At 55.0% G+C, this 23,210-nt stretch carries 19 protein-coding genes; 11 read left to right on the forward strand and 8 right to left on the reverse strand.

Annotation, left to right across the window (positions count from 1 at the left end):
* Nucleotides 1-75 precede the first annotated feature (75 nt).
* The 4 genes from BS300_RS09380 to BS300_RS09395 all read right to left on the reverse strand — a co-directional run bounded on the left by BS300_RS09380 (nucleotide 76) and on the right by BS300_RS09395 (nucleotide 6,486).
* The gene (locus tag BS300_RS09380) at nucleotides 76-2,097 is read right to left on the reverse strand and encodes a bifunctional 2',3'-cyclic-nucleotide 2'-phosphodiesterase/3'-nucleotidase (protein WP_071912341.1); all 2,022 of its coding nucleotides are present in this window, start codon (nucleotides 2,095-2,097) and stop codon (nucleotides 76-78) included.
* 753 nt (nucleotides 2,098-2,850) lie between these two features.
* Nucleotides 2,851-4,710, reverse strand: a complete 1,860-nt coding sequence (locus BS300_RS09385; RefSeq protein ID WP_071912343.1) for a U32 family peptidase — start codon at nucleotides 4,708-4,710, stop codon at nucleotides 2,851-2,853.
* 97 nt (nucleotides 4,711-4,807) lie between these two features.
* A complete protein-coding gene (locus BS300_RS09390; protein ID WP_042032146.1) occupies nucleotides 4,808-5,416 on the reverse strand; it encodes a LysE family translocator in 609 nt (202 codons plus the stop codon).
* Nucleotides 5,417-5,544: 128 nt separating this feature from the next.
* Nucleotides 5,545-6,486 carry a LysR family transcriptional regulator gene (locus tag BS300_RS09395; protein WP_071912345.1) on the reverse strand — a complete coding sequence of 314 codons (942 nt, stop codon included), beginning with the start codon at nucleotides 6,484-6,486 and terminating at the stop codon, nucleotides 5,545-5,547.
* Between the two features lie 227 nt (nucleotides 6,487-6,713).
* On the opposite strand from BS300_RS09395, the gene BS300_RS09400 reads away from it, so the two are divergent.
* The 11 genes from BS300_RS09400 (at nucleotide 6,714) to BS300_RS09450 (ending at nucleotide 18,958) form a co-directional block, all read left to right on the forward strand.
* Nucleotides 6,714-7,802, forward strand: a complete 1,089-nt coding sequence (locus BS300_RS09400; protein ID WP_071912347.1) for a ketoacyl-ACP synthase III — start codon at nucleotides 6,714-6,716, stop codon at nucleotides 7,800-7,802.
* Nucleotides 7,803-8,053: 251 nt separating this feature from the next.
* Complete coding sequence (locus BS300_RS09405; protein ID WP_071912349.1) at nucleotides 8,054-9,271, forward strand: methyl-accepting chemotaxis protein; 1,218 nt, start codon at nucleotides 8,054-8,056, stop codon at nucleotides 9,269-9,271.
* Between the two features lie 9 nt (nucleotides 9,272-9,280).
* Complete coding sequence (locus tag BS300_RS09410) at nucleotides 9,281-9,649, forward strand: response regulator (RefSeq protein WP_033114172.1); 369 nt, start codon at nucleotides 9,281-9,283, stop codon at nucleotides 9,647-9,649.
* Between the two features lie 13 nt (nucleotides 9,650-9,662).
* Complete coding sequence (locus tag BS300_RS09415) at nucleotides 9,663-9,989, forward strand: STAS domain-containing protein (RefSeq protein WP_043852006.1); 327 nt, start codon at nucleotides 9,663-9,665, stop codon at nucleotides 9,987-9,989.
* Between the two features lie 22 nt (nucleotides 9,990-10,011).
* Nucleotides 10,012-12,222 (forward strand): chemotaxis protein CheA, encoded by a 2,211-nt coding sequence (locus BS300_RS09420; RefSeq protein WP_071912351.1) that lies wholly within the window; start codon nucleotides 10,012-10,014, stop codon nucleotides 12,220-12,222.
* 10 nt (nucleotides 12,223-12,232) lie between these two features.
* Nucleotides 12,233-14,167 carry a methyl-accepting chemotaxis protein gene (locus tag BS300_RS09425; RefSeq protein WP_071912353.1) on the forward strand — a complete coding sequence of 645 codons (1,935 nt, stop codon included), beginning with the start codon at nucleotides 12,233-12,235 and terminating at the stop codon, nucleotides 14,165-14,167.
* A gap of 12 nt (nucleotides 14,168-14,179) precedes the next feature.
* Nucleotides 14,180-14,749, forward strand: a complete 570-nt coding sequence (locus BS300_RS09430) for a chemotaxis protein CheW (protein WP_071912355.1) — start codon at nucleotides 14,180-14,182, stop codon at nucleotides 14,747-14,749.
* Nucleotides 14,750-14,790: 41 nt separating this feature from the next.
* The gene (locus tag BS300_RS09435; RefSeq protein ID WP_071912357.1) at nucleotides 14,791-16,545 is read left to right on the forward strand and encodes a methyl-accepting chemotaxis protein; all 1,755 of its coding nucleotides are present in this window, start codon (nucleotides 14,791-14,793) and stop codon (nucleotides 16,543-16,545) included.
* Between the two features lie 57 nt (nucleotides 16,546-16,602).
* Complete coding sequence (locus tag BS300_RS09440) at nucleotides 16,603-17,406, forward strand: protein-glutamate O-methyltransferase CheR (protein ID WP_043852001.1); 804 nt, start codon at nucleotides 16,603-16,605, stop codon at nucleotides 17,404-17,406.
* Nucleotides 17,407-17,411: 5 nt separating this feature from the next.
* Complete coding sequence (gene cheD / locus BS300_RS09445; protein ID WP_071912358.1) at nucleotides 17,412-17,903, forward strand: chemoreceptor glutamine deamidase CheD; 492 nt, start codon at nucleotides 17,412-17,414, stop codon at nucleotides 17,901-17,903.
* Nucleotides 17,900-18,958 (forward strand): chemotaxis response regulator protein-glutamate methylesterase, encoded by a 1,059-nt coding sequence (locus tag BS300_RS09450; protein ID WP_033114164.1) that lies wholly within the window; start codon nucleotides 17,900-17,902, stop codon nucleotides 18,956-18,958. The genes cheD and BS300_RS09450 overlap by 4 nt, the downstream gene beginning before the upstream one ends.
* A gap of 106 nt (nucleotides 18,959-19,064) precedes the next feature.
* Here BS300_RS09450 and pnp read toward each other — a convergent pair whose 3' ends face one another.
* From pnp to rbfA, 4 genes are all read right to left on the reverse strand, one after another.
* Entirely contained in the window at nucleotides 19,065-21,206 is a 2,142-nt protein-coding gene (gene pnp / locus BS300_RS09455; protein ID WP_071912360.1) for a polyribonucleotide nucleotidyltransferase, read from the reverse strand.
* Between the two features lie 169 nt (nucleotides 21,207-21,375).
* Complete coding sequence (gene rpsO / locus BS300_RS09460) at nucleotides 21,376-21,645, reverse strand: 30S ribosomal protein S15 (protein ID WP_005338797.1); 270 nt, start codon at nucleotides 21,643-21,645, stop codon at nucleotides 21,376-21,378.
* 145 nt (nucleotides 21,646-21,790) lie between these two features.
* Nucleotides 21,791-22,741 (reverse strand): tRNA pseudouridine(55) synthase TruB, encoded by a 951-nt coding sequence (truB, locus tag BS300_RS09465; protein WP_033114162.1) that lies wholly within the window; start codon nucleotides 22,739-22,741, stop codon nucleotides 21,791-21,793.
* A gap of 1 nt (nucleotide 22,742) precedes the next feature.
* On the reverse strand, nucleotides 22,743-23,180 hold the full coding sequence (gene rbfA, locus BS300_RS09470) for a 30S ribosome-binding factor RbfA (RefSeq protein ID WP_041207984.1): 438 nt from the start codon (nucleotides 23,178-23,180) through the stop codon (nucleotides 22,743-22,745).
* Nucleotides 23,181-23,210 lie beyond the last annotated feature (30 nt).

Genomic DNA, 23,210 nt, shown 5'->3' on the forward strand with positions numbered 1-23,210 from the left:
ATGCCCCCGAAGCGGGGGCATAAGGGTTCTGCCATAACAACCATGCATCACTCATGGCGATGCACCGCTCGCAGCCTATTCAACCAGCTGATAGATCGCGTGGTTGACGAACTTGGGATCATTCGGCTTGACCCCTTCGACTCGCTTCAGCTTGCTCCCCGCCAGTTTTTCAGTTTCCGGGTTGGTTGAGGAGTAGAAGTACACCTTGGCACCGGCCGGCAACGCAGCAAGGCTCCAGTTGTTATCCACTTTCTGCTCAAACCCTTCCGGATGTAGCTTGGCCATCTCCTTGACGTAAGCAGAGAGCACTTCGCGGGTCTCCATGGGATCTTCATGCACTACCGCTTTGCTGTCGATGCCCGGGAAATTGCCGCCACCGCTGCCGCGATAGTTGTTGGTGACCACATAGAAGTTATGCTTCAGGTCGATCGGTTTGCCCTGATAGGTGAGCTCGGTGATCCTGTGCTTATCGCTGATCTGCTTGCCATCCTGGTCATAACGGGCTGGCTGGGTGATATCAATCTTGTATTGCACCCCTTTGATCATGTCGAAGTTATAAGGGCGGAAGTCATCGACCACCAGCCACTGCGCCTTGCTGGCATCGGGGACGATCTGGTTGTACTGGCTGACGCTCTTCTCCAGCCACTCTTTCACCGTTGCACCGTTAACTTTGGTTACTTGCAGGGTGTTGGGGAAGACATAGAGATCCGCCACGTTGCGCAGGGAGATCTTGCCCGCCGGTACCCAGGTAAAATCGTTCGGGCCGTTGCGGCCACCACGGAACGGTGCCACCGCCGACAGAACCGGCAGATCCTCGTTGAGGGCGCAGTTCACCCCGTTATGACTCAGACAATCCGCCTTCACCTGATCAATGTGCCACTTCTGGGCATCGCTCACGATCTGGAGGGAGGCATCGTCCTGCACCACCGAGAAGAAGCTGTAGATCGGCTTGGCGATTTCGCTGATGGGGTCAGCCAGCCACTGGTTGGTCGCATCATGGGTTTTGTCGACCAACGCCTCGATTTGACTATCTCCCGGCACATCCATGCTCTTGTCGACCAGCCGCACTTCCGAATGGCTGGAAGCCACCTGCCAGCGACCATCCTTCTGAGTCAGTTTAAGGTCGATAACCCCAAGATGGTTACCCGCAACCCCCGGCATGACGGCAGGCACCCCGGCAATCCGGCCCAGGGCATTATCGACCTGAGCGACATCCGGATACTCGCCCGGGAAAGCCTTGTGGGCATGGCCCAGCAACAGAGCGTCAACCCCTTTCACCTGTGCCAGATAAACCGCGGCGTTCTCCATAAAGGGCTCCTGCGGCGTCCCCGTGATACCGGTGTGAGCAACGACAACCACCAGATCAGCCCCCTTGGCACGCATCTCGGGGATGTAGTGCTCAGCCGTCTCGACCATATCGGCTACGATGACCTTGCCCTCCAGATTACGGCGATCCCACTGCATGATCTGGGGTGGATTCACCCCCAGTACCCCTACCTTGACCGTCTGCACGTTGCCATTGACGTCCTTCACCTGGCGGTCGAGCAGCACATAAGGCTTGAAGCGGTTGGGCATGGCACTCCAGTCGATCTTGCCATTGCCATCACGTTTGAAATCGCGGGCATCGAACACGTTGGCATTCAAGACCGGATAATTGGCCCCCGACAGCGCATCGGCCAGATAGTCGAGGCCATAGTTGAACTCGTGGTTACCGAGGTTGCCGACGTCATATTGCAACTGGTTGAGCGCATTGATGGCGGGATGCCCCAGCTTTTTCAGGTAATCCGGATTGCCCTTGTATTGCGCAAACACGTAATCCGACAACGGTGTGCCCTGGATCAGGTCGCCATTATCGATCAGCAAGTTGTTGCCATTTTCCTCACGGGCTTTATGGATCAACAGCGCGGTACGGGAGAGCCCGAGAGAGTGGTCGACCTTGTTCTGGTAGTAGTCAAAACCAAGCAGATTGGAGTGAATATCGGAGGTCTCTATCAGACGCAGATTGACATCTCCGGGGGCGGCTTTTCCATTATCGCTATTGCAACCGGAGAGCAACAGCAATACGGCTACCGAGCTCAGCGTGAGGGTCGTCTTCATTGGAATTGTCATGAGTTGTTTCTCACTTTATGTTGTGTTTATCGTTAGTGCCAGCTCGCACATTCTACCTGCAAACCAGACAGATTCATGTGAGCAAAATTGCATAAATGGCTCATACCACTATCTGCCTTTCATATGCCATGACAACGAGACAGAACTTAAAACAATGCCAATTAATGATGTTCGCAGCACCACGGTCATTTTTCAGCAGCAATACAACATCAAACCATTACCTCGACATGAATGTATAACCACTTGAAATTGAGTTTATTTTCCCGTCCGAACGGTCAAGTTTGACTACTACCAACTTCTATTGCATTACTTTTAATATAGTGCCAACAAAATAGCCATTGTATAAACACCAATGATAAGCATATTTAACAAATGAAATTACCAACAGAACCCAAATAATACACACCGACTCAAAACAAGAATATCAGAGTAAGAACACTGGCTGATTAAAAAATAAGTTTTTAAAAAACCAATGATGGAGCCAAATCTTATATCTATATACTGGCTTTATTAAATTTTGATATTGCATTGGGAATGAATGCATTCCTCAAAATAGGTGGCAACGTAGTTACCAAATTAATCTTATTCAGCGAATAGATGTGCAAAGGCGCCATTCCGAGCTGGGAAGAGACCGAACAGTTCCAGCCGTAATCGCCAAAAACAAAAGCCCCGGAGCCATGCTCCGGGGCTTTTTCATTTCTTCCCGACCAACTCTGATTTAACAGAGCCGCGCTCCGGCAATTACTTCTTCAAACTGCCCATCACATGCATTTCGCAGCGGTTGCAGTCAAAGCGCAGGCGGAAGGTATCCTTACCCATCTTGAGCTCCAGCGGCTCGGCCTTGAGACCGGGCACCTCGTTCGGGCAGAGGTTCTGGCTGTAGCGGATGCAGTGCTTGGTGATCATCAGCACCACTTCCCGCTCCTCCTTGTTCGCTTCATAGGCGGGGGCAATGCGCTCCACCCCGTGCTCATGGAAGAACTTTTCAGCCGCGCTGTTCAGCACATTGCCGAGGTAGGAGAGACGGTGCTGGGGATAGTTGATATCCCGCAGGGCGATACGTCGCTCGGGGCGCTGGTAGCTGGCCACCCGCGCCGCCTCCAGCGCAGCGATGCCATCCCGGCGCAAGCCATTGAGCTGTGATGCGGCGATAAATAGCGGCCTCGTTACTACCAACTCAATCTTGCGCGCCACAAACAGGGTATTGCCGAGCTTGCCAAGTTGATCCCGCGTCTGTTGCAGCGCCCGCTCCGGATTGTCGGCAGGCAGTTTGTCACAGGGAAGCGTCACCGCGGCACTGATGCCCTGCTCGTCGGTGAGCGTGAGGATCACGCCCTCATCGCACTCTGCCAGCACCATATCGACCCGGATGCGGCGATCCGCGCTCGCCTTCTCCAGCATCTTGCTGAACGCCTGATCGTGGTTGCGGTAGATTTCTGTCCCCACCTTCAGCCCTGGCATGCGTTCTGACAGGAGTAACTGCTTACCTTCGACTTTGTTGAGGCGCATCCCCACCAGCTCGTTATTCGACTTGAAGAAGCCCAGACCGTCGCCGTTGTTGAGGGTGACCTGTTTGCCATCAATCTCGATACCGTCACGGGTCACCTTGGTAACACGCCCCAGCGGCTCGCCCACATATTTTGGGCTCTTGGTGGAGTCGATCCCCTGCTGGCGACCATGGAGGAAGTAATCGGTGCTGCCGCGGTTGAAGCTCTTCTTGGGATCTGGCGTGAAGCCGTAGCTGCAACGACCCGCAGAGGCTGCCACCAGATCGGAGCGGCTATCCAGAATGGCGTCCAGCTTCTGGCGATACCAGGCGGTGACGTTTTTGACGTAATCGAGCCCCTTGAGGCGCCCTTCAATCTTGAAGGAGCGGATCCCCGCCTCGATCAAGGCCTCCAGGTTGTCGGTCTGATCCATATCCTTGAGGGACAACAGGTGGCTGTCGGCCACCAGCACTTCGCCATCCGGCTTTTGCAGCGAGCAGGGCAGACGGCAGAGCTGGGCACACTCACCACGGTTAGCGCTGCGGCCGGTACGGGCATGGCTGATGTTGCACTGGCCGCTGTAGGAGACGCAGAGCGCGCCGTGGATAAAAAACTCCAGCTGCACATTGGTCGCCGCACTGATCTCGCGGATCTGCGCCAGCGACAGTTCGCGCGCCAGCACCACCTGAGAGAAGCCCACATCCTGCAGAAACTTCACCTTCTCCGGCGTGCGGTTGTCAGTCTGGGTACTGGCATGAAGGGCGATGGGTGGCAGATCGAGCGCCAGCAGCCCCATGTCCTGGACGATCAGCGCATCGGCACCGGCTTCATAAATTTGGTGGGTCAGGCGCCGGGCCTGCTCCAGCTCGTGATCGTGCAGCAGGGTGTTGAAGGCGACAAAGACCTGGGCACCGAAGCGATGGGCGTGGCGCGCCAGCGCTTCGATATCTTCGATGGTGTTGCCCGCAGCGCTGCGGGCGCCAAAGGCAGGGCCGCCCATGTAGACGGCATCGGCGCCATGGTTGATGGCTTCGATGCCGTAGGCGAGGTTCTTGGCCGGAGCCAGCAGCTCCAACCGGTTGTTATGGCTTAACGGGTGCTTGTTCTGGTGCATGGTCTCGGGATCAGGGCGGACAGCAAATGGGCGCTACTCTAGCCCATTCACCACCCACATGCCTTGATCCCGCTTAAGGTATCTGCGAAATACAGGATTAGATAACCACCTTGAGCGCCAACCCGAGCAGCACCAGCCCGCTCACCTTATCGATCACAAAGGATTTGGCTTTCAGCCACGCCAGCACCGGCCCACGAGAGAGCACCAGCGCCACCAGCACGTACCAGACTGCATCGATCCCGCCAGCGGTGAGCATCATGATGCCCCCTTCGCTCCAGCCGGTATCGGCCCGCACAAACTGGCTGAACAGGGCGATGAAGAAGACCGCCAGCTGGGGATTGAGGAAGGCCACCATAAAACCTTCAAAGGCCCCTTGCCGACCACGCAGCTGGTGCGCCTCTTCACTCGCTTCACCACTGGCTGGTTTTGCCAGCAGGGCTTTCACCCCGAGCCAGGCAAGAAACGCTGCACCGCCGTAGCGGATCAGATCAAACAGGATAGGGGTCTGGGTGATCAGGATGGAGAGGCCAAGCGCGGTAACCAGCGCATAGATACCAACCCCGAGGCCGTGGCCAAGCGCGGTGGCGACGCCATGCCCCTGCCCGCCCTGCACCGTGTTGCGGATGATCAGCGCCAGGCTCGGCCCCGGGCTGATGGCGCCCATCACGCAGATTGCGGCCAGTGCCAGCCAACTCGTCAGTTCCATGCTTTTCCTCTTTATATGCTCGATATGATGACCTGCATTCAGGGTACGGGCTGAGCCATTATGCCAGTAGTGAAAGTTATGAATAGATTCCATAACCAATGGCTATGGCACCACACAACTGACTGCGGCTAACCGCCGAGACCGAGCAGCTTGCGACTCTCGCCGACGGTACGTTGCAGGTGATCCCGCAGGAATGGGTAGGCCAGCTCGCGAAACCAGCGGTGGGCCGGATCCTGATGGTGGCGCTGATGCCACAGCAGATGATACTGCTGGTCGCGGGTAGCAAATGGCAGATCGACAAAGGTGAGCTCATGGCCGCAGGAGAGCTGCCAAGCGATATGGGCCGGGGTAGTCATCAGACAATCCGTGCGCAACAACACCTCCACTGCGGCCTGGAAGAATGGGACTCGGGCAAACCAGCGCCGACTCAGTCCCTGCGGCGCCAACACCTGCTCCACCGGACTGTCCTTGTCGCCTCCCCCGCTCACCTGCAGGTGAGGCCAGGCGAGATAGTCATCGAGACTCAGCGCCTTGCCCGCCAGCGGGTGATGACGTCCCATCAACACCGCCAGCCGATCTTCCCCCTGATGCAGACCGCGGATCTGATCCGGCACCTGTTCGGTGATGGTGGAGACCAGATCGAGCTCCGACTGCCACAGTTGCGGCAGCTGACGTTTGTCCCACAGGCTGTACTCCAGCGCCGCCAACGGCGCCTCTTTGGCGAGCGCGGCACAGATGTCCGGCAGGATATGCTGGGCCACATAATCAGAAGAGGCGAGCCGAAATACCCGCTCGCAGCGGCTCGGGTCAAACCCGGGCGCCTCGTAGAGACGTTCCAGCGCACCGAGAGACTCCGCCAGCTGGGCTGCCAGCGCTTCAGCCCGTGGCGTCAGCAGCCAGCGTTGTCCCTCCCGCACCAGCAGCTCGTCGTCAAACTCGCTGCGCAACTGGGCAAGCTGCTTGCTGATGGAGGGCTGGCTCAGGTGCAGCAGCTCGGCGGCGCGGCTGATATTGCGGGTCTCCAGTAGCACCTTGAGGGTGGGCAGCAGGTTGAGATTGGCTCTGAGCAAGGAGATACCCTCATCGGTGGCGAAACGCCTATCTTAGGGCAGACGAGTCCCGTGTTTTAAGCAAAATTTCCAGCCATGTTCAGCACGTTGCGACCCTTTCCGGCCAGATGGCACAGCCACTTGCCCGGCACATAACCATGACCACAAGATGACAGTGGTTGTCTCGTACGGCATAATTGCACGATTTTCCGCCCACGGGGCGCTCCACTTTGAGAAGCGGTAACAAGATGAAATACGCCAATATCACCGGCTGGGGCAAATGCCTGCCCCCCTCCGTGCTGACCAACGACGACCTCAGCACCATCATGGATACGTCAGATGAGTGGATCTATCCCCGTACCGGCATCAAGCAGCGTCGGGTCTCCCATGTCAGTACCTCAGACCTGGCGACTCTGGCTGGCCGTCGCGCGCTGGCCTGTGCGGGTCTCGAAGCGAGCGACCTCGATGGCATCATCCTGGCTACCGCCACTCCGGACAACCTGCTGCCAAGTGCCGCCTCTGCGGTGCAGAAGAAGCTGGGCGCCGTCAACGCCGCCGTGTTCGACCTCAACGCCGCCTGCACCGGTTTCGTCTACTCCCTCTCGGTCGCTACCTCGCTGGTACAGACCGGCATGATGAAGAAGGTGCTGGTGATCGGCGCCGAGCGCCTCACCTATCTGCTGGACTGGGCCCGTCGCGATACCGCGGTACTGTTTGGCGACGGTGCCGGTGCCGTGGTGATCGAGGCAAGCGAGCAGGAGTGTGGCCTGATCGCCAACAAGCTGGGCTGCGACAGCGAAGCGCGGGAGATCCTGCACGTTCCGAACTTCGGTACTGATCGGGTGCGTTTTGCCGATATCGACGGTCTGTTCACCTTCAACTTCGAAGGTCAGGAGATCTTCAAGCGTGCCGTGCGCGGTATGGGCGAAGCGACTGCTACCGTTTTGTCTCAGGCTGGAGTGCCCCCCGAGCAGATCGACCTTATCGTCCCCCATCAGGCCAATATCCGCATCATCGAGACCCTCGCCAAGCGGATGAATGCGCCGATGGAGAAGGTGATGGTCAACATCGAAAACTATGGCAACACCTCCGCCGCCACTGTGCCCATCGCCCTGTGTGAAGCGCTGGAGCAGGGCCGTGTCCAGCCGAACTCCTATCTGCTGACCGCCGCTTTCGGTGCCGGCCTGACCTGGGGCGCCGCCATCATCAAGTGGGGTGATCGTGTTACCCCCATCAACAAGTGCGAGGCTGAACTGCCGCCGTGCGACAAGAGCGCGCTGGAGCTCATCGCCCATGCGGTGGAAGGGTGCCAGAAAGCCCACGCCAACGAAGCCTGACAGCTACTGTTTTCAACAAAAGAGCCTGCAACTGCAGGCTCTTTTTTTATCCAGCTCACCCAACTCCTGCTCTTGTCCCCTTAACAGCGCCTCTGGCTACCGGCCATAACAGACCAATTTGCAGCCAAGTATTTTTTTTACGCTACCCTTATTGTGCCAACTATAAATAAAGAAAGAGATTCAAGAGACCCTCAAATTTAAACCATCGGCTCTTGAACCCCTAAAAATTTTGCACTGGGATAAAACTTCAAATGACACAACCAAAAAGTGGCGTAAACACACCGCTTTGGGAACCGGTTTGCTGGTTCTGCGGTATCGGTCTTGGCGTGTTGAGTTGCCTGCTATTACAGCTTGCCGGCAGCCTTTCGCTCATTTACCTGCTTGTTACCGTGCTCTTCTCCTGCGGGGCCTCTCTCTGGACATCTCGCCATTTCCATCAGCAGTTGCACAACCTGCAAACTCGTACAGCTGATTCTGTGGCCATAGATAACAGCGTACATGCCCACTCCATAGCTGGTCTCGAACAGGTGTGTGAAAAAGTTCTCCCCATCTGGTCAAAGCAGATTGAAAACTCTCGCCAACAGACAGAGGAGGCAATGATCGATCTGACTCAACGCTTCAGCGGACTGGCCACCAAGCTGGAAGAAGCCGTCAATGCCTCTCATCTTGCGGCAGGGGAACTGGGAGATGCCAACTCTCGCGGCATGGCAGGAGTTCTGAGCGAAAGCCAGCAACAGCTCAATGAAGTCGTGGCCATCTTGCACTCGGCACAAGCCAATCGGGATGCCATGCTGGCCGAGATAAAGAGCCTGACAACCTACACTATCGAACTCAATGCCATGGCAATGGATGTTGCCAAGATTGCCTCCCAGACCAACCTGCTGGCACTCAACGCAGCCATTGAAGCCGCACGGGCTGGAGAGGCCGGGCGTGGTTTTGCCGTGGTAGCGGATGAAGTGCGCAACCTGTCACGTCTCTCAAGCGAAACAGCCCAAAAAATGACGGATAAAGTCGACACCATCAATACAGGGATCAGCCGAGCTTTTCAGATTGCCGAAAATGCCGCGGCACGGGATCACGCCTCGGCCCTCAATTCCGAGCAAACCATCGAGCAGGTGCTGAGCCGCTTTCGTCATGCCACCGACAGTCTGGCTGAGTCAGCGTCTTTACTGCAAAACGAAAGCACCGAAATCCATCGCGAGATCTCCAGCGTTATTGTCTCACTGCAATTTCAGGACAGGGTTAGCCAGATCCTGAGCCATATCCGGAAAAATATGGAGAATCTCTCGAGCCACCTGCAATCGGAGCAAAACAACCAGCTATCGGGACCTATCCAGATCGATGCCAACCGGTGGTTGGCTGATATGGAGCTCTCATACGCTACCGATGAGCAACGCAATATTCACCATGGTCGCACTACCCGTACAGTCCAAGCGCAAACAAGCAGCGCTGACATCACATTTTTCTAGGAGAGATATATGGGCAAAACGATCCTGATCGTGGATGACTCGGCAACCATTCGCCAAGTCGTAGGCATGACGCTCAAAGGCGCCGGTTATGAAGTAATGGAGGCTTGTGATGGCAAGGACGCTCTCAAAAAACTCGACGGCAAGAAGATCAACCTGATCATCAGCGACGTCAACATGCCCAACATGGATGGCATCACCTTTGTCAAAGAGGCGAAAAAGCTGGCCAGCTACAAATTCACTCCCGTCATCATGCTGACGACTGAGTCTCAGGATAGCAAAAAGCAGGAAGGCCAGGCTGCAGGCGCCAAAGCATGGGTAGTCAAACCGTTCCAGCCGGAACAGATGCTCTCCGCGGTATCCAAACTGATCATGCCATGATCCCGGAGCTCATATGACATTGCAAAGCGAGATGCTGGATAACAAGACAGTGGTCACTCTACCTGACGAGCTCACCATATACACAGTGGGCGAAATCAAAGAGGCACTCACCCCCTTGCTCTATCAAGGACGGGAACTGGAACTCAATCTGGCAAATATTGCCGAGATAGATAGTGCGGGACTCCAACTGCTGATCGCAGCCAAAAAAAGTGCACAGCAACAGGGTTACCCCCTCTCGCTGGTCTGGCATAGCAACGTCGTGCTGGAACTTCTGGAACTTTGCCAATTATCCGGATTCTTTGGCGATCCAACTCTCATCACTCATGACGAGCGGCCCTGAGCCACCATGACAAGGAGTCACTGTGAGTATCGATCTTGATCAGGCTTTACAAACCTATATTGCCGAGGCGCGTGATCTACTCGAAGAGATGGAATCCGCTCTACTCTCACTGGAAGGTGAGCCAGATAATGGCGAACTGATAGGTGCCATCTTCCGTGCGGCTCACACCATCAAAGGCTCCGCAGGGCTGTTTGGGCTGCAGCCGATTGTCGGGTTTACCCACATCGTAGAGGATCTACTCGACCAGATAAGAAACCAGCAAATTGCTGTCACCTCTCCCCTGATAAAGGATCTGCTGGAGAGTTGTGACCACATCCAACTACTCATCAGCGTCGTGGCCGAACAGGGCTCAGCATTGAGCGATAGCGACGAAATGCAGGATCAGCGCTTGCGGCTCGCTCTCACCCGTTACCAATGCGTACCGCAAACCACGTTACCAGATACTGTGCCTACTCCCGAAGCCAAAATAGAAAAAGAGGGAGCTGTCACCAGCTCAGCATCGCTATGGCATATCTCTCTGCGCTTTGGTCCGGACGTGCTGCGCAACGGCATGGATCCTGCGGCCTTTCTGCGCTATCTCTGCACGCTCGGTACTATCAGTGCACTGGAGACCATTCACCAGGCAATACCGGATTGGGAGCAATTTGATCCGGAAAATTGCTATCTCGGTTACGAAATTGATTTTGACTCCCAAGCAGACAAGGCAGCCATCAGCGACGTCTTTGAATTTGTCAGAGATGACTGCCAGATTGTCATTCTCCCCCCCCACAGCAAGATCACCGAGTTCATCAATCTCATTGAATCACTGCCGGAAGATAACGCCATGCTGGGGCAACTGCTGGTCAACACCGGAGCCCTGACCGCAGAAGAACTGGCCGCAGGACTACAAACCCAGCAAGCAACATCCAATGAAACCGCACCCAAGCTTGGCGAAATCCTCATCGCGCAAGGCGCTGTCAATGAAGCCGTTGTCGATGCTGCACTGAAAAAACAAAACCAGACCAAAGAGAGTAAAAACAAGGAGGGACGCTACGTCAGGGTACATGCCGACAAGCTGGATGACCTGATCAATCTGGTTGGGGAGTTGGTAGTCGCCAGTTCAGGGGCAAACTTGCTCGCACAGCGCATCAGGGAAGCCCAGCTACAGGAAGCCACATCGGTGATCGCCATGCTGGTGGAAGAGATCCGCGATAACGCATTGCGCCTGAGAATGGTCCCCATTGGTGATACCTTCAACCGCTTTCAACGAGTTGTACGAGATGTAAGTCAGGAGCTAAACAAAGAAATCACCCTGGTAATATCAGGTGCAGAAACCGAGCTGGACAAATCCGTCGTAGAGAAGATCGGCGACCCGCTCATGCATCTGGTCAGAAATGCGATGGATCATGGTGTCGAATCGGCCGAGCAACGCCTACTTGCAGGCAAACCTGCCAAAGGAACATTGAACCTCAACGCCTACCACGACTCTAACAGCATCGTTATCGAGATCAGGGATGATGGTGCAGGCCTTAATAAGGCAAGGATCCAGCAAAAAGCCATTGAACGCGGTTTGATCAGTACCACCAGTACGCTGACAGACCAGGAGATTTACCAACTCATCTTCGAGCCCGGCTTCTCCACTGCCGAAGCAATTACCAATCTCTCCGGCCGCGGCGTCGGTATGGATGTGGTCAAACGCAACATTACGGCATTGAGGGGCACAGTTGAGCTCGACAGCATCCCAGGCAAGGGCACCAGAGTGCAAATCCGCCTTCCGCTGACACTCGCCATCATCGACGGTTTTCTGGTCAGGGTCTGCGATACCCACTATGTCATCCCGCTGGATATGGTGATCGAGTGCGTGGAATTGACCCAGAGTGCTCTGGCCGATACACAAGGACGAAATTACATCAACTTGCGAGGTGAAGTGCTGCCCTTTATTCGTCTGCAACACTACTTTGATACCCAGGGCATCAGGGGGCGTCGTGAAAATATTGTCGTTGTGAGTTATGCAGGGAAAAAATCTGGACTGGTAGTCGATGAGCTGCTGGGAGAATTTCAAACTGTCATCAAACCTCTGGGTAAATTATTCCAGCGGCTACAGGGAATAAGCGGTTCAACCATTTTGGGAGGAGGAGAAATTGCTCTTATTCTCGATATTCCATCGCTTATTCAACACGCAATAAACCAGGAATCAGGTCAATTTAGCCGATTAAATCCCCCATCAATCCAAACCCAAATCAGCATCAACTGAGGAGTCACATATGTTTAAAAACTCCACCATAAAATTACGCCTCATTGTTCTGCTTTGCCTGCTTTGCACACTGCTGCTCGGAGTTGGCAGCCTTGGCTTATATAATATGCAGAGCAGCAATACAGGGTTGCAACGGGTCTACAACGACCGGGTGGTTCCACTCAAACAACTGAAAACTATCTCTGATCGCTACGCCGTCTCGATCATCGACAACGTCAATAAAGCCAATGCCGGTCTGATCCCGGCAGAAGAGGCTCTGACCCAGATTCAGCAAGCGCAAAAAGAGATCAAGGATGTATGGCAACAATATCAATCAACCACTCTTACTCGGGAAGAGCAGCGCCTATCTGCCGAAGTCACAAACCTGTTTAATGCAGCCAACCAAGATATTGGCAAGCTGGAAAAATATCTGGCAACCCAGAATGGCACGATCTCTGGCATGCTCAGCAACTTCGACGGGGCTCTGTACAACTCAATAGACCCCATAGGTAACAAGATAACCGAGCTGGTAACCCTGCAACTCGATGTAGCCAAAGCGGAATACACAGCGGCCCAATCTTGGTACCACATCATGCTCATCACCATGGCCAGCGTTGTCGCTGCAGGCATGATCCTCGCTGCCTGGTTGGGAGCCATGCTGATCAAAAGCATCATAGCCCCTATTGAACAAGCACTGCATGTGGCCAACAGTCTGGCTGCAGGCAACCTGGATGTGTCTATCAATGTTGAATCAAATGACGAAGCAGGACAGTTGCTGCTCGCCATGGACAATATGGTCAAAACGCTGGGAGCACTGATCACCGACATAGAGACTTTGGTTACCGCCGCCGTTGAGCAAGGGGATTTCAGCCATAAAATTTCACTGGAGGATCGCCAGGGCTATATCAAGCGGGTATCCGAGTTGCTGAACCGTCTTTCCCATGTAACAGATACCAGCCTTGAGGATGTGATGCGCATTGCAACCTCTCTCTCCAAGGGAGACCTGACACAACGTATTGACGAGCCCTACCCCGGGATTTTTGGTCAGACAAAAGATGGCCTGAACCAAACCATTGTGGCACTGACACACATCATTGAAGAGGTACGCAATGCTGCGGATAACCTCACCAATGCATCCAACCAGGTGAGCAATACAGCACAAGCCCTTAGCCAGGCAACCAGCGAACAAGCAGCCAGCGTCGAGGAGACAAGTGCATCCATCGAGCAGATGAGTGCCAGCATCAATCAGAACACTGAGAATGCCAAAATCACCGACAGCATGGCCAGCAACTCGGTAAAAGAGGCAACCGAAGGTGGACGCTCCGTTCAGCAAACCGTGGCAGCTATGCAGCAAATAGCCAAGAAAGTCAGCATTATCGATGATATTGCCTATCAAACTAACCTGCTGGCACTGAACGCTGCCATCGAAGCAGCTCGCGCCGGAGAACATGGTAAAGGTTTTGCTGTAGTCGCGGCTGAAGTTCGAAAACTTGCTGAACGCAGCCAGGTCGCCGCGCAGGAGATTGGTGAGCTATCTTCCGACAGCGTAAGCAAGGCTGAATGTGCTGGCAGTTTGCTAGAAAAAATTGTCCCCTCAATCCGAAAAACATCCGATCTGGTTCAGGAGATTAATGCAGCCTCCTCTGAACAAGCCAGTGCAGCAAACCAAATCAGTCTGGCAATGAGTCAACTTAATCAGGTAACACAGCAAAATGCGGCCAGCAGCGAAGAGTTGGCAGCCACAGCGGAAGAGATGAGCTCGCAGGCAAGTGAACTGCAGCAAACCATGTCTTTTTTCTCGCTGGAGAAAAATCCGCAAACCAGCGTCAGTCAGTATGAGCAGAGCCATAAAAGCCATAAGTCATCGCCTCCCAGAGGAAGCTTTATTGCCCCACCACAACGGGTTGTTCAGCCCCATCAGCCCTCATCTTCATCCTTGAATGAAGCTGATTTTGTTCACTTTTAACCGGAGGACCGCATGAACAGTTCAACCAATATCACGCTGCCGCCGGCAACATTGAGCGAACAATCAGGCGACGCCCAGTACCTGACTTTTCTGATTAACAACGAGATGTTTGCCATCAATATTTTGGGCGTCAAAGAGATCATCGAATACGGCAACATTACTCCCATTCCCATGATGCCGAGCTTTATCCGCGGGGTGATAAATCTGAGGGGATCCGTGGTATCTGTCGTGGATCTGAGTGCCCGTTTTGGCTGTGCTCCCTCCACCATTACGCGCCGAAGCTGCATCGTCATCATTGAAGGCATGCCGCAGCAAGGCGATGAGCCTGCTGGCCAGGATATAGGGGTTGTAGTCGATTCGGTATCAGAAGTGCTCGGCATTCCGCAAGAAGATATCGAGCCCCCCCCCAGTTTTGGCGCAAAAATCAGAGCTGACTTCATCAGCGGAATGGGCAAGGTGAATGGCAAGTTCGTCATTCTGATCGACACCGAGAAAGTCCTGTCACTGGAGGAGATGGCACAGATCCACGAAATCACTCAGCCACAGGCACGTTTCTCGCAGAGTAACCTGCAACTTTCCTGAACCGGTATCCATACCATGACATGCAGCACAAGGACACGCTCATGACTCAATCACTCTTTGGCAAACTCTTCGGCAACAGTGCAGCAGAAACGCTCAAGCATGCCCAACTACTGGCATCTATCAAAAGGCTCCAGCAAGCACTAATCGATGATGCGTCACTCCAACCGCTCGATCTCTCCGGATTCGATGGTTCACAACTAGAGACTGGCCACAGCATCAATGAACTTGTCACTCTGATGAATGACAAGCTGGAGAGCTACAGAGAAGAGCTTCATAACAACCAGAGGCTCCTCCATGAAAATCGGCTGGTTCGCAAAGCACTCGATTGCGCCACGACCAATGTGATGATCGCCGATACCAATTTCGACATTATCTACATGAACGAAGCCGTGACCGAAATGCTCAATACAGCTGAATCTGATATCAAAAAAGAGCTATACAGCTTCAATGCCAATCAGCTGATGGGGGCAAACATCGACAGCTTTCACAAGCATCCTGGCCACCAGCGCGCCATGCTGGCCAAATTGAGCAGCACCTATCGCACCCAAATTAAGCTGGGTGGACGCACCTTCGCCCTGATTGCCAATCCGGTCTTCAATGACAATGGCGAACGGCTTGGTGCCGTTGTCGAATGGGCAGACAGAACCAAGGAGGTGACTATAGAGAGAGAGATGTCTGATCTCGTGCAAGCAGTCATCAACGGCGAACTGCACCACCGTATGGATCTGGCAGGAAAGAGCGGGTTTTTCCAAACTATGGGGGAAGGGATCAATCAGATTGCAGAAGTGATCGACAGCACTCTTAGCGATGTTATCCGGATAGTTCAGTCTTTGGCTAAAGGAGACCTGACCCAGCACATTGAAGCCGATTACCCCGGCATATTCGGTACCACCAAGGATGCTCTCAACCAAACCATTGCCTCCCTGACCAATATTGTGACAGAGGTGAGGAGTGCCTCGGATAACTTATCCAGCGCAGCCGAACAGGTTAGTGCAACAGCTCAATCCATCAGCCAGTCGAGTAGTGAACAAGCAGCCAGCATGGAGGAGACCAGCGCATCAATCGAACAGATGAGTGCCAGCATCAACCAGAACACCGACAACGCCCAAGTCACCGATGGCATGGCCAGCAAGGCCGCGAAAGAGGCGATAGAGGGTGGCGAGGCTGTCAAACTTACCGTTGATGCAATGAAGCAGATAGCCAAACGGATTGGCATCATCGACGACATCGCCTATCAAACCAACTTGCTGGCACTCAATGCGGCAATCGAGGCTGCCCGGGCAGGCGATCATGGCAAGGGCTTTGCCGTAGTTGCAGCTGAAGTTCGCAAGCTGGCCGAGCGCAGCCAGATCGCGGCACAAGAGATTGGTGAGCTCGCGTCCAGCAGTGTAGATATGGCAGAGAAGGCTGGGCATCTTCTGGATCAAATGGTGCCCTCTATCAACAAAACATCGGATCTTGTTCAGGAGATCAGTGCTGCATCGACTGAGCAATCAACCGGCGTCAGCCAGATCAACCTCGCCATGAACCAGCTCAGCCAGGTTACCCAGCAAAATGCATCCTGTAGCGAAGAGCTGGCGGCAACGGCGGAGGAGATGAGCACTCAGGCAGAACAACTACAACTCGCTATGGAGTTCTTCACTCTGGAGGAACCACACAAAGAGAACAAAGCCAACGGCAAGTCTGCGCATCACCATACCAAAGGGCATTTCGTTACCGAGGGGAATAACAAAAACCAGGATCGATTAGCCGGTCAATCGCGTCCACTCAATGATTCTGATTTCGTCCGGTTTTAACCATGAGAAGAGAGGCATTGCCTCTCTTCTGAATATCTCTGGTAGAGGCATAGACACTTGTACCAAATCCAGCTGCATGATGACGAATTCTCCCGTTTCCAACGCTGGCTGCATCAGACGGCGGGGATTGATATGTCCCCTGCCAAAAAAGCGCTGGTCGCCAGTCGGCTGGCAAAGCGGGTATGTCACTACGGGCTGGAAAGTTATGACGATTATTTTCAGTTCATCATGGCCGACAGGAGTGGCGAACTGCAACTGGCACTCGATCTGCTCACAACAAATGAAACCTACTTCTTCAGAGAACCCAAGCATTTTGATTTTCTGACCCAGCAGGTTCTCACCCACATACCGGCAGATCGCTCATTAAGGATCTGGAGTGCCGCCAGCTCCTCTGGTGAAGAGCCATACAGCCTTGCCATGACCCTAGCTGAGAAGCGAAACACACTCGGCTGGGAGATCCTGGCCTCGGATATCTCATCACGGGTGCTTGAGCAGGCGATGAGCGGGCGCTATCCAATAGAACGAGCCCATAACATACCGCTCTCTTTTTTGATGAAGTACTGCCTCAAGGGCATCGGTCTGCAGGAGGGCACGTTCATCATCGATCGCAAGCTGCGGGAAAAAGTCCGTTTCATGCAGATCAACCTAAATCAGGAACTGCCCGACATTGGCATGTTTGACGTCATCTTCATCCGTAATGTCATGATCTACTTCAACAAGGAGACCAAAGCACAAGTATTGCAACGGTTGGTGCCCAAGCTGAAACATGGCGGCTATCTGCTGGTCAGCCATGCAGAAAGCCTGCACGGCTTGCCGCATGGTTTGCAGCTTGTCTCTCCCTCCATCTACCAGAAGAGATAACCAGCATGGTACGGGAGGTGATCCTGCAACCGGGGGAGATCTTCTTTGGCAAGGAAGATGTGCACATAAAAACCTTCCTTGGCTCCTGCGTGGCCATCACCTTGTGGCATCCGGAGCAGAAACAGGGCGGTATGTGCCATTACATGCTGCCAACCCGGGGAACCCCCACCACAGAGCTGGATGGGCGCTATGCCGATGAGGCCATCACCCTGCTGCTAAAGGCGATTGCCCAGTATCCCGCCCCCATTCATGAGTACGAGGTGAAGTTGTTTGGAGGGGGCAACATGTTTGACGCACCAGAGTACATCCAGAGCGACAACAATGTCGCCACCAGAAATATTCAGGCAGCCTGGCAGCTGACCAAACACCTGGGACTTGATATCAAGGCTCATCATCTTGGCCACTATGGCCACCGGAGTCTGATTTTCGAGCTCAATAGCGGTAGTGTCTGGTTGCGCCATCATCGTCTGCCACATCAACGGGAGTCGCGAGAATGAAACAGATCCGGGTCATGCTGGTGGATGATTCCGCCGTGGTCAGACAGGTCTTGCAAGCTGTGTTGGAGCAAGAGCCAGATATCAAGGTTATCGCAACAGCCTCAGACCCGATTTTTGCTCAGGACAAGCTGAAGAAAGAGTGGCCCGACGTCATCATCCTCGATGTGGAGATGCCACGAATGGATGGCATCACCTTTCTCACCAAGATCATGGCAGAGCACCCAACCCCAGTAGTTATCTGCTCGTCTCTGACCGAAAAAGGAGCTGAAACCACCCTGCAGGCAATGGCGGCCGGAGCGGTCGATATCATTACCAAACCAACCATGGGGATAAAGAGCTTCTTGCAGGAGTCAGCCCATGATCTGGCTATGGCAGTACGAGCCGCAGCTCAAGCCAACATCAAGCGGCTCGGCAAACCGGCGCCCCGCACGACCAATCCCAAACTCAATGCCGATGTCATGTTGTCCCCCAACCAGCACGCCATGGCACAAACCACCGAGCGGCTCATCGCCATCGGTACCTCCACGGGGGGCACCCAGGCGCTTGAGGCTGTCCTGACCGCCCTCCCCCGGGTCAGTCCCGGCATCGTGATCGTGCAGCACATGCCGGAAAAATTTACCGCCATGTTTGCCGAGCGTCTCAACGGGGTGTGTCAGATAGAGGTAAGAGAAGCCAAGAACAATGATCGAGTGATCCCGGGACTGGCGCTGATCGCGCCGGGCGGCAAACACATGATGCTCAAGCGCAGTGGAGCTTATTACCACGTCGAAGTGGTTGATGGCCCTCTTATCAACCGTCATCGCCCCTCGGTAGATGTGTTGTTCCGCTCCGTGGCCAAATATGCCGGCAAGAACGCCACCGGCATCATCATGACCGGCATGGGGGATGATGGAGCCCGGGGATTACGCGAAATGCTGGAAGCGGGAGCCAACACCTATGCCCAGGATGAAGCTTCCTGTGTGGTCTTCGGCATGCCCAAGGAGGCGATCAAACTCTCGGCTGCCCGCCATGTACTTCCTCTGCAGGAGATGCATCACGCCATCCTTGGCAGATAACTCCTTTGACCGAGATATCCGCCATTACCCATAAAAAAGTCCGGCTCCCCAAGGGGAGCCGGACTTTTTACTGCAACCGGAATAAGTCCGGTTTCAGGCAAGCTGATTACTCTGCAGCAGGTGCTTCAGCAGCAACCGGGGCATCGGCAGCCGGAGTAGCTTCGGTCGGGGCGTTTGCTTCCTTGATGGAGAGACGTACGCGGCCCTGACGGTCCACTTCCAGTACCTTCACCTTCACCACGTCACCGATCTTCAGGTAGTCGGCTACGTTCTGCACGCGAGCATCGGTGATCTGGGAGATATGAACCAGACCATCCTTGCCCGGCAGGATGTTGACGAAAGCACCGAAGTCAGCCAGACGCACAACCTTACCTTCGTAGATGCGGTTCACTTCGATCTCGGCGGTGATGGCCTCGATACGACGGATCGCTTCTTTGGCTGCGTCACCGTCAACGGCGGCGATGCGGACAGTACCGTCATCATCCAGCTCGATGTTGGTGCCGGTCTCTTCGGTCAGAGCACGGATCACGGAGCCACCTTTACCGATGACGTCCTTGATCTTCTCCGGATTGATCTTGATGGTGTGGATGCGCGGGGCGAAATCGGAGATCTCGGCACGCGGCGCCTGGATGGCTTCGTCCATCACTTTCAGGATGTGCAGGCGAGCACCACGAGCTTGCTTCAGGGCAATCTCCATGATCTCTTTGGTGATGCCTTCGATCTTGATGTCCATCTGCAGTGCGGTCACACCTTCGGTGGTACCGGCAACCTTGAAGTCCATGTCGCCCAGGTGATCTTCGTCACCCAGAATGTCGGACAGCACGACGAAACCTTCTTCTTCCTTCACCAGGCCCATGGCGATACCGGCAACGGAGGCCTTGATCGGCACCCCCGCGTCCATCAGCGCCAGAGAGGAGCCACACACGGAGGCCATGGAGGAGGAACCGTTGGATTCGGTGATTTCAGAAACCACACGAACCACGTACGGGAACTCGTCTGCGCTCGGCATCACAGCCGCAACACCGCGCTTGGCCAGACGGCCGTGACCGATTTCACGACGCTTCGGGCTACCCATCATGCCGGTCTCACCGACGCAGTATGGCGGGAAGTTGTAGTGCAGCATGAAGCGATCAGCACGGTTGCCGGTCAGCTCGTCGATGTTCTGGGCGTCACGCTCGGTACCCAGGGTCGCAACGACCATTGCCTGAGTTTCACCACGGGTGAACAGGGCAGAACCGTGAGCACGCGGCAGAACGCCGGTAGCAACGGACAGGGCGCGGATCATCTCGGGATCGCGACCATCGATACGCGGCTCGCCACGTACGACACGACCACGAACGATGCGGCTTTCCAGGCTGTGGAACTCTTCACCGATCTTCTTGGCATCTTCTTCCACGCCGGAAGCGATCACCTGTTCAACCACGCGACCTTTGATGGCAGCGATGGTTTCGTAGCGAACAGCCTTCTCGGTGATGCGGTAGGCTTCACCCAGCTCGGCAGTCGCCAGCTCGGCAACCTTGGCTTTCAGCTCTTCGTTGACGGCAGGAGCAGCCCAATCCCACGGCTTGGTGCCGACAGCGGCAGCAAACTCGTTGATAGCGGAAATCACGGTCTGCATCTGCTCGTGACCGTATACCACGGCACCCAGCATTACCTCTTCAGAGAGGATGGCAGCTTCGGATTCAACCATCAGCACGGCGTTGGCAGTACCGGCAACAACCAGATCCAGATCGCTCTGCGGCAGTTCGGTGGTGGTCGGGTTCAGTACGTACTGACCGTTCATGTAGCCTACGCGAGCTGCACCGATCGGGCCGCCGAACGGGATACCGGAGATAGCCAGCGCAGCAGAGGCACCGATCATGGCAACGATATCGGGTGAGACAGCCGGATTCACGGACATCACGGTCGCAACGACCTGAACCTCATTGAAGAAGCCTTCCGGGAACAGCGGACGAATAGGACGGTCGATCAGGCGGGAGATGAGGGTCTCACCTTCGCTCGGACGACCTTCACGACGGAAGAAACCACCCGGGATACGACCAGCAGCATAGGTACGCTCCTGATAGTTAACGGTCAGCGGGAAGAAATCGCGGCCGTGATCAGCCTCTTTCTTGCCGACAACGGTCACAAATACGCAGGTATCGTCCATGCTGACCATAACGGCCGCAGTGGCTTGACGGGCCATCACACCGGTTTCCAGTGTGACGGTGTGTTGACCGTACTGGAATGACTTTACAATAGGATTCACGTGAATTTCCTTTTTACAATTTGGCTCTTTAAATTCGCGCACAAGTATACTTGATTCGATGCAAAAGGTAAGCGGCGACACGAATTCTGTGAGGGCTGCGACAACCTGCGAAGAGCAATAAAAAAGGGGAACCCGGAGGTTCCCCTTTTTCGCGAAATCTGATGGTCGATTAACGACGCAGACCCAGCTTGGCGATCAGAGCAGCATAACGCTCGGAATCTTTACGCTTCAGGTAGTCCAGCAGCTTACGACGCTGGGAAACCATGCGCAGCAGACCGCGACGACCGTGGTGATCCTTGGAGTGCTCCTTGAAGTGACCTTGCAGATGGTTGATCTGGGCAGTCAGCAGGGCAACTTGCACTTCGGGGGAGCCAGTGTCGTTGGCGCAACGAGCGTTGTCAGCAACGATTTGAGCTTTGATCTCAGCATTTAGAGACATGGTAATACTCCAGTAGAGTGTTTAAAGGTTCACAGCCAATCTCTAATTCAGCCGTGAAATGAGGGCGGTATAATAATCGTCCCCGCCCCTTTTCGCAATGATAAAGAGGCGAAACGGGAAAGAGATACCCTATACCGCCAGAGGATCACTCCTCGTCGTGATAACGCACCAGTCGCTTGGGCGCTACACGGCCATCATCGTCAATCTCGCCGACACCGATGAATTCCCGCTCCGGACCGACTGTCATGCGAACCTGACCGCTGGCCGGAGCCCCCGGTACCTGCACCGCCTGCCCCTGATTCACATAGGCAGCGACTACCGCCAGCATGTTCACCTCGGGCAGGGATGCCACGGCGGTATCCATCGGCAGCAGCAGCGGATCGAGCACTTCACGCGGTGGAATGGTCTCGTTCTTGGCCTGCTCGAAGATGCACTCGAGCTGCTCCAGGGTCAGCATCCGCTCATAGGGATAGCTGGCAACCTGGGTGCGGCGCAGCTGGGTGACGTGAGCACCACAACCCAGTACCTCGCCCAGATCATCGACCAGAGAGCGAATGTAAGTACCCTTGCTGCAGTGCACCTCCAGCTTCACCTCGTCCCCTTCGAAGCTGATCAGTTTCAGCTCGAAAATGGTGATGGGACGGGCTTCACGCTCAATCTCGATCCCCTCGCGGGCATACTCGTAGAGCGGACGGCCGTTGTGCTTGAGCGCGGAGTACATGGAGGGTACCTGCATGATCGGGCCGCGGAACTGGTCCAGCGCCTCGATCAGGGTACCCACAGCCACATTGACCGGGCGGGTCGCAACCACTTCACCATCGGAATCGCTGGTGTTGGTGCGCTCACCCAGTTTGGCCGTCACTTCGTAACGCTTGTCGGCATCCAGCAGATACTGGGAAAACTTGGTGGCCTCGCCGAGGCAGATCGGCAGCATGCCGGTCGCCAGCGGATCCAGCGCACCGGTATGACCGGCCTTGGCGGCGTTATAGATACGCTTGACCTTCTGCAACACATCGTTGGAGGTCAGCCCGGTCGGTTTGTCCAGCAGCAGAATGCCGTGAACATCACGGCCCTTGAAACGACGTCTTCGAGTCATCTCAGCCTTTATCCTCAGCGTTATCATCCGCAGCCACATCGGACTCTTCGTCACGACCCGACTCCGCCATGCGGCGCTTGTCTTCACGGATGGTATTGGTCACCAGGTTGGAGAGACGCATCCCCTCAACCAGCGTCTGATCATAGAAAAAGCGCAGCTCGGGCACCACGCGCAGACGCATGGCACTGCCCAGCAGGCTACGGATGTAACCGGCCGCTTCGGTCAACGCCTTGAGCCCTTCATTGATGCGCTCGGCATCATTTTCCAGCTGCAAGAAGGTGACATAAATCTTGGCGTAGTTAAGGTCACGGGACACTTCCACATCGGAAACGGTCACCATGCCGATGCGCGGGTCTTTCACCTCGCGCTGCAGGATCAGCGCGATTTCACGCTGGATCTGCTGTCCGACCCGACGGGTCCGGCTGAATTCTCTGGCCATATTCTATCCTGCGATAAAAGGGGGCCATGG

Origin of the sequence: Aeromonas sp. SCS5, assembly GCF_001887375.1 — a bacterium.
GTDB lineage: Bacteria > Pseudomonadota > Gammaproteobacteria > Enterobacterales > Aeromonadaceae > Aeromonas > Aeromonas jandaei.

Excerpts from the sequence above, each read along its gene's own strand:
- BS300_RS09435 (WP_071912357.1), top strand. The coding sequence starts at position 14,791 with ATGACTCAATCACTCTTTGGCAAACTCTTCGGCAACAGTGCAGCAGAA.
- BS300_RS09450 (WP_033114164.1), top strand. The coding sequence starts at position 17,900 with ATGAAACAGATCCGGGTCATGCTGGTGGATGATTCCGCCGTGGTCAGA.
- BS300_RS09415 (WP_043852006.1), top strand. The coding sequence starts at position 9,663 with ATGACATTGCAAAGCGAGATGCTGGATAACAAGACAGTGGTCACTCTA.
- rbfA (WP_041207984.1), bottom strand. The coding sequence starts at position 23,180 with ATGGCCAGAGAATTCAGCCGGACCCGTCGGGTCGGACAGCAGATCCAG.
- BS300_RS09410 (WP_033114172.1), top strand. The coding sequence starts at position 9,281 with ATGGGCAAAACGATCCTGATCGTGGATGACTCGGCAACCATTCGCCAA.
- BS300_RS09425 (WP_071912353.1), top strand. The coding sequence starts at position 12,233 with ATGTTTAAAAACTCCACCATAAAATTACGCCTCATTGTTCTGCTTTGC.
- cheD (WP_071912358.1), top strand. The coding sequence starts at position 17,412 with ATGGTACGGGAGGTGATCCTGCAACCGGGGGAGATCTTCTTTGGCAAG.
- BS300_RS09380 (WP_071912341.1), bottom strand. The coding sequence starts at position 2,097 with ATGAAGACGACCCTCACGCTGAGCTCGGTAGCCGTATTGCTGTTGCTC.
- BS300_RS09385 (WP_071912343.1), bottom strand. The coding sequence starts at position 4,710 with ATGCACCAGAACAAGCACCCGTTAAGCCATAACAACCGGTTGGAGCTG.
- BS300_RS09430 (WP_071912355.1), top strand. The coding sequence starts at position 14,180 with ATGAACAGTTCAACCAATATCACGCTGCCGCCGGCAACATTGAGCGAA.
- BS300_RS09405 (WP_071912349.1), top strand. The coding sequence starts at position 8,054 with ATGACACAACCAAAAAGTGGCGTAAACACACCGCTTTGGGAACCGGTT.
- truB (WP_033114162.1), bottom strand. The coding sequence starts at position 22,741 with ATGACTCGAAGACGTCGTTTCAAGGGCCGTGATGTTCACGGCATTCTG.
- rpsO (WP_005338797.1), bottom strand. The coding sequence starts at position 21,645 with ATGTCTCTAAATGCTGAGATCAAAGCTCAAATCGTTGCTGACAACGCT.
- BS300_RS09400 (WP_071912347.1), top strand. The coding sequence starts at position 6,714 with ATGAAATACGCCAATATCACCGGCTGGGGCAAATGCCTGCCCCCCTCC.
- BS300_RS09390 (WP_042032146.1), bottom strand. The coding sequence starts at position 5,416 with ATGGAACTGACGAGTTGGCTGGCACTGGCCGCAATCTGCGTGATGGGC.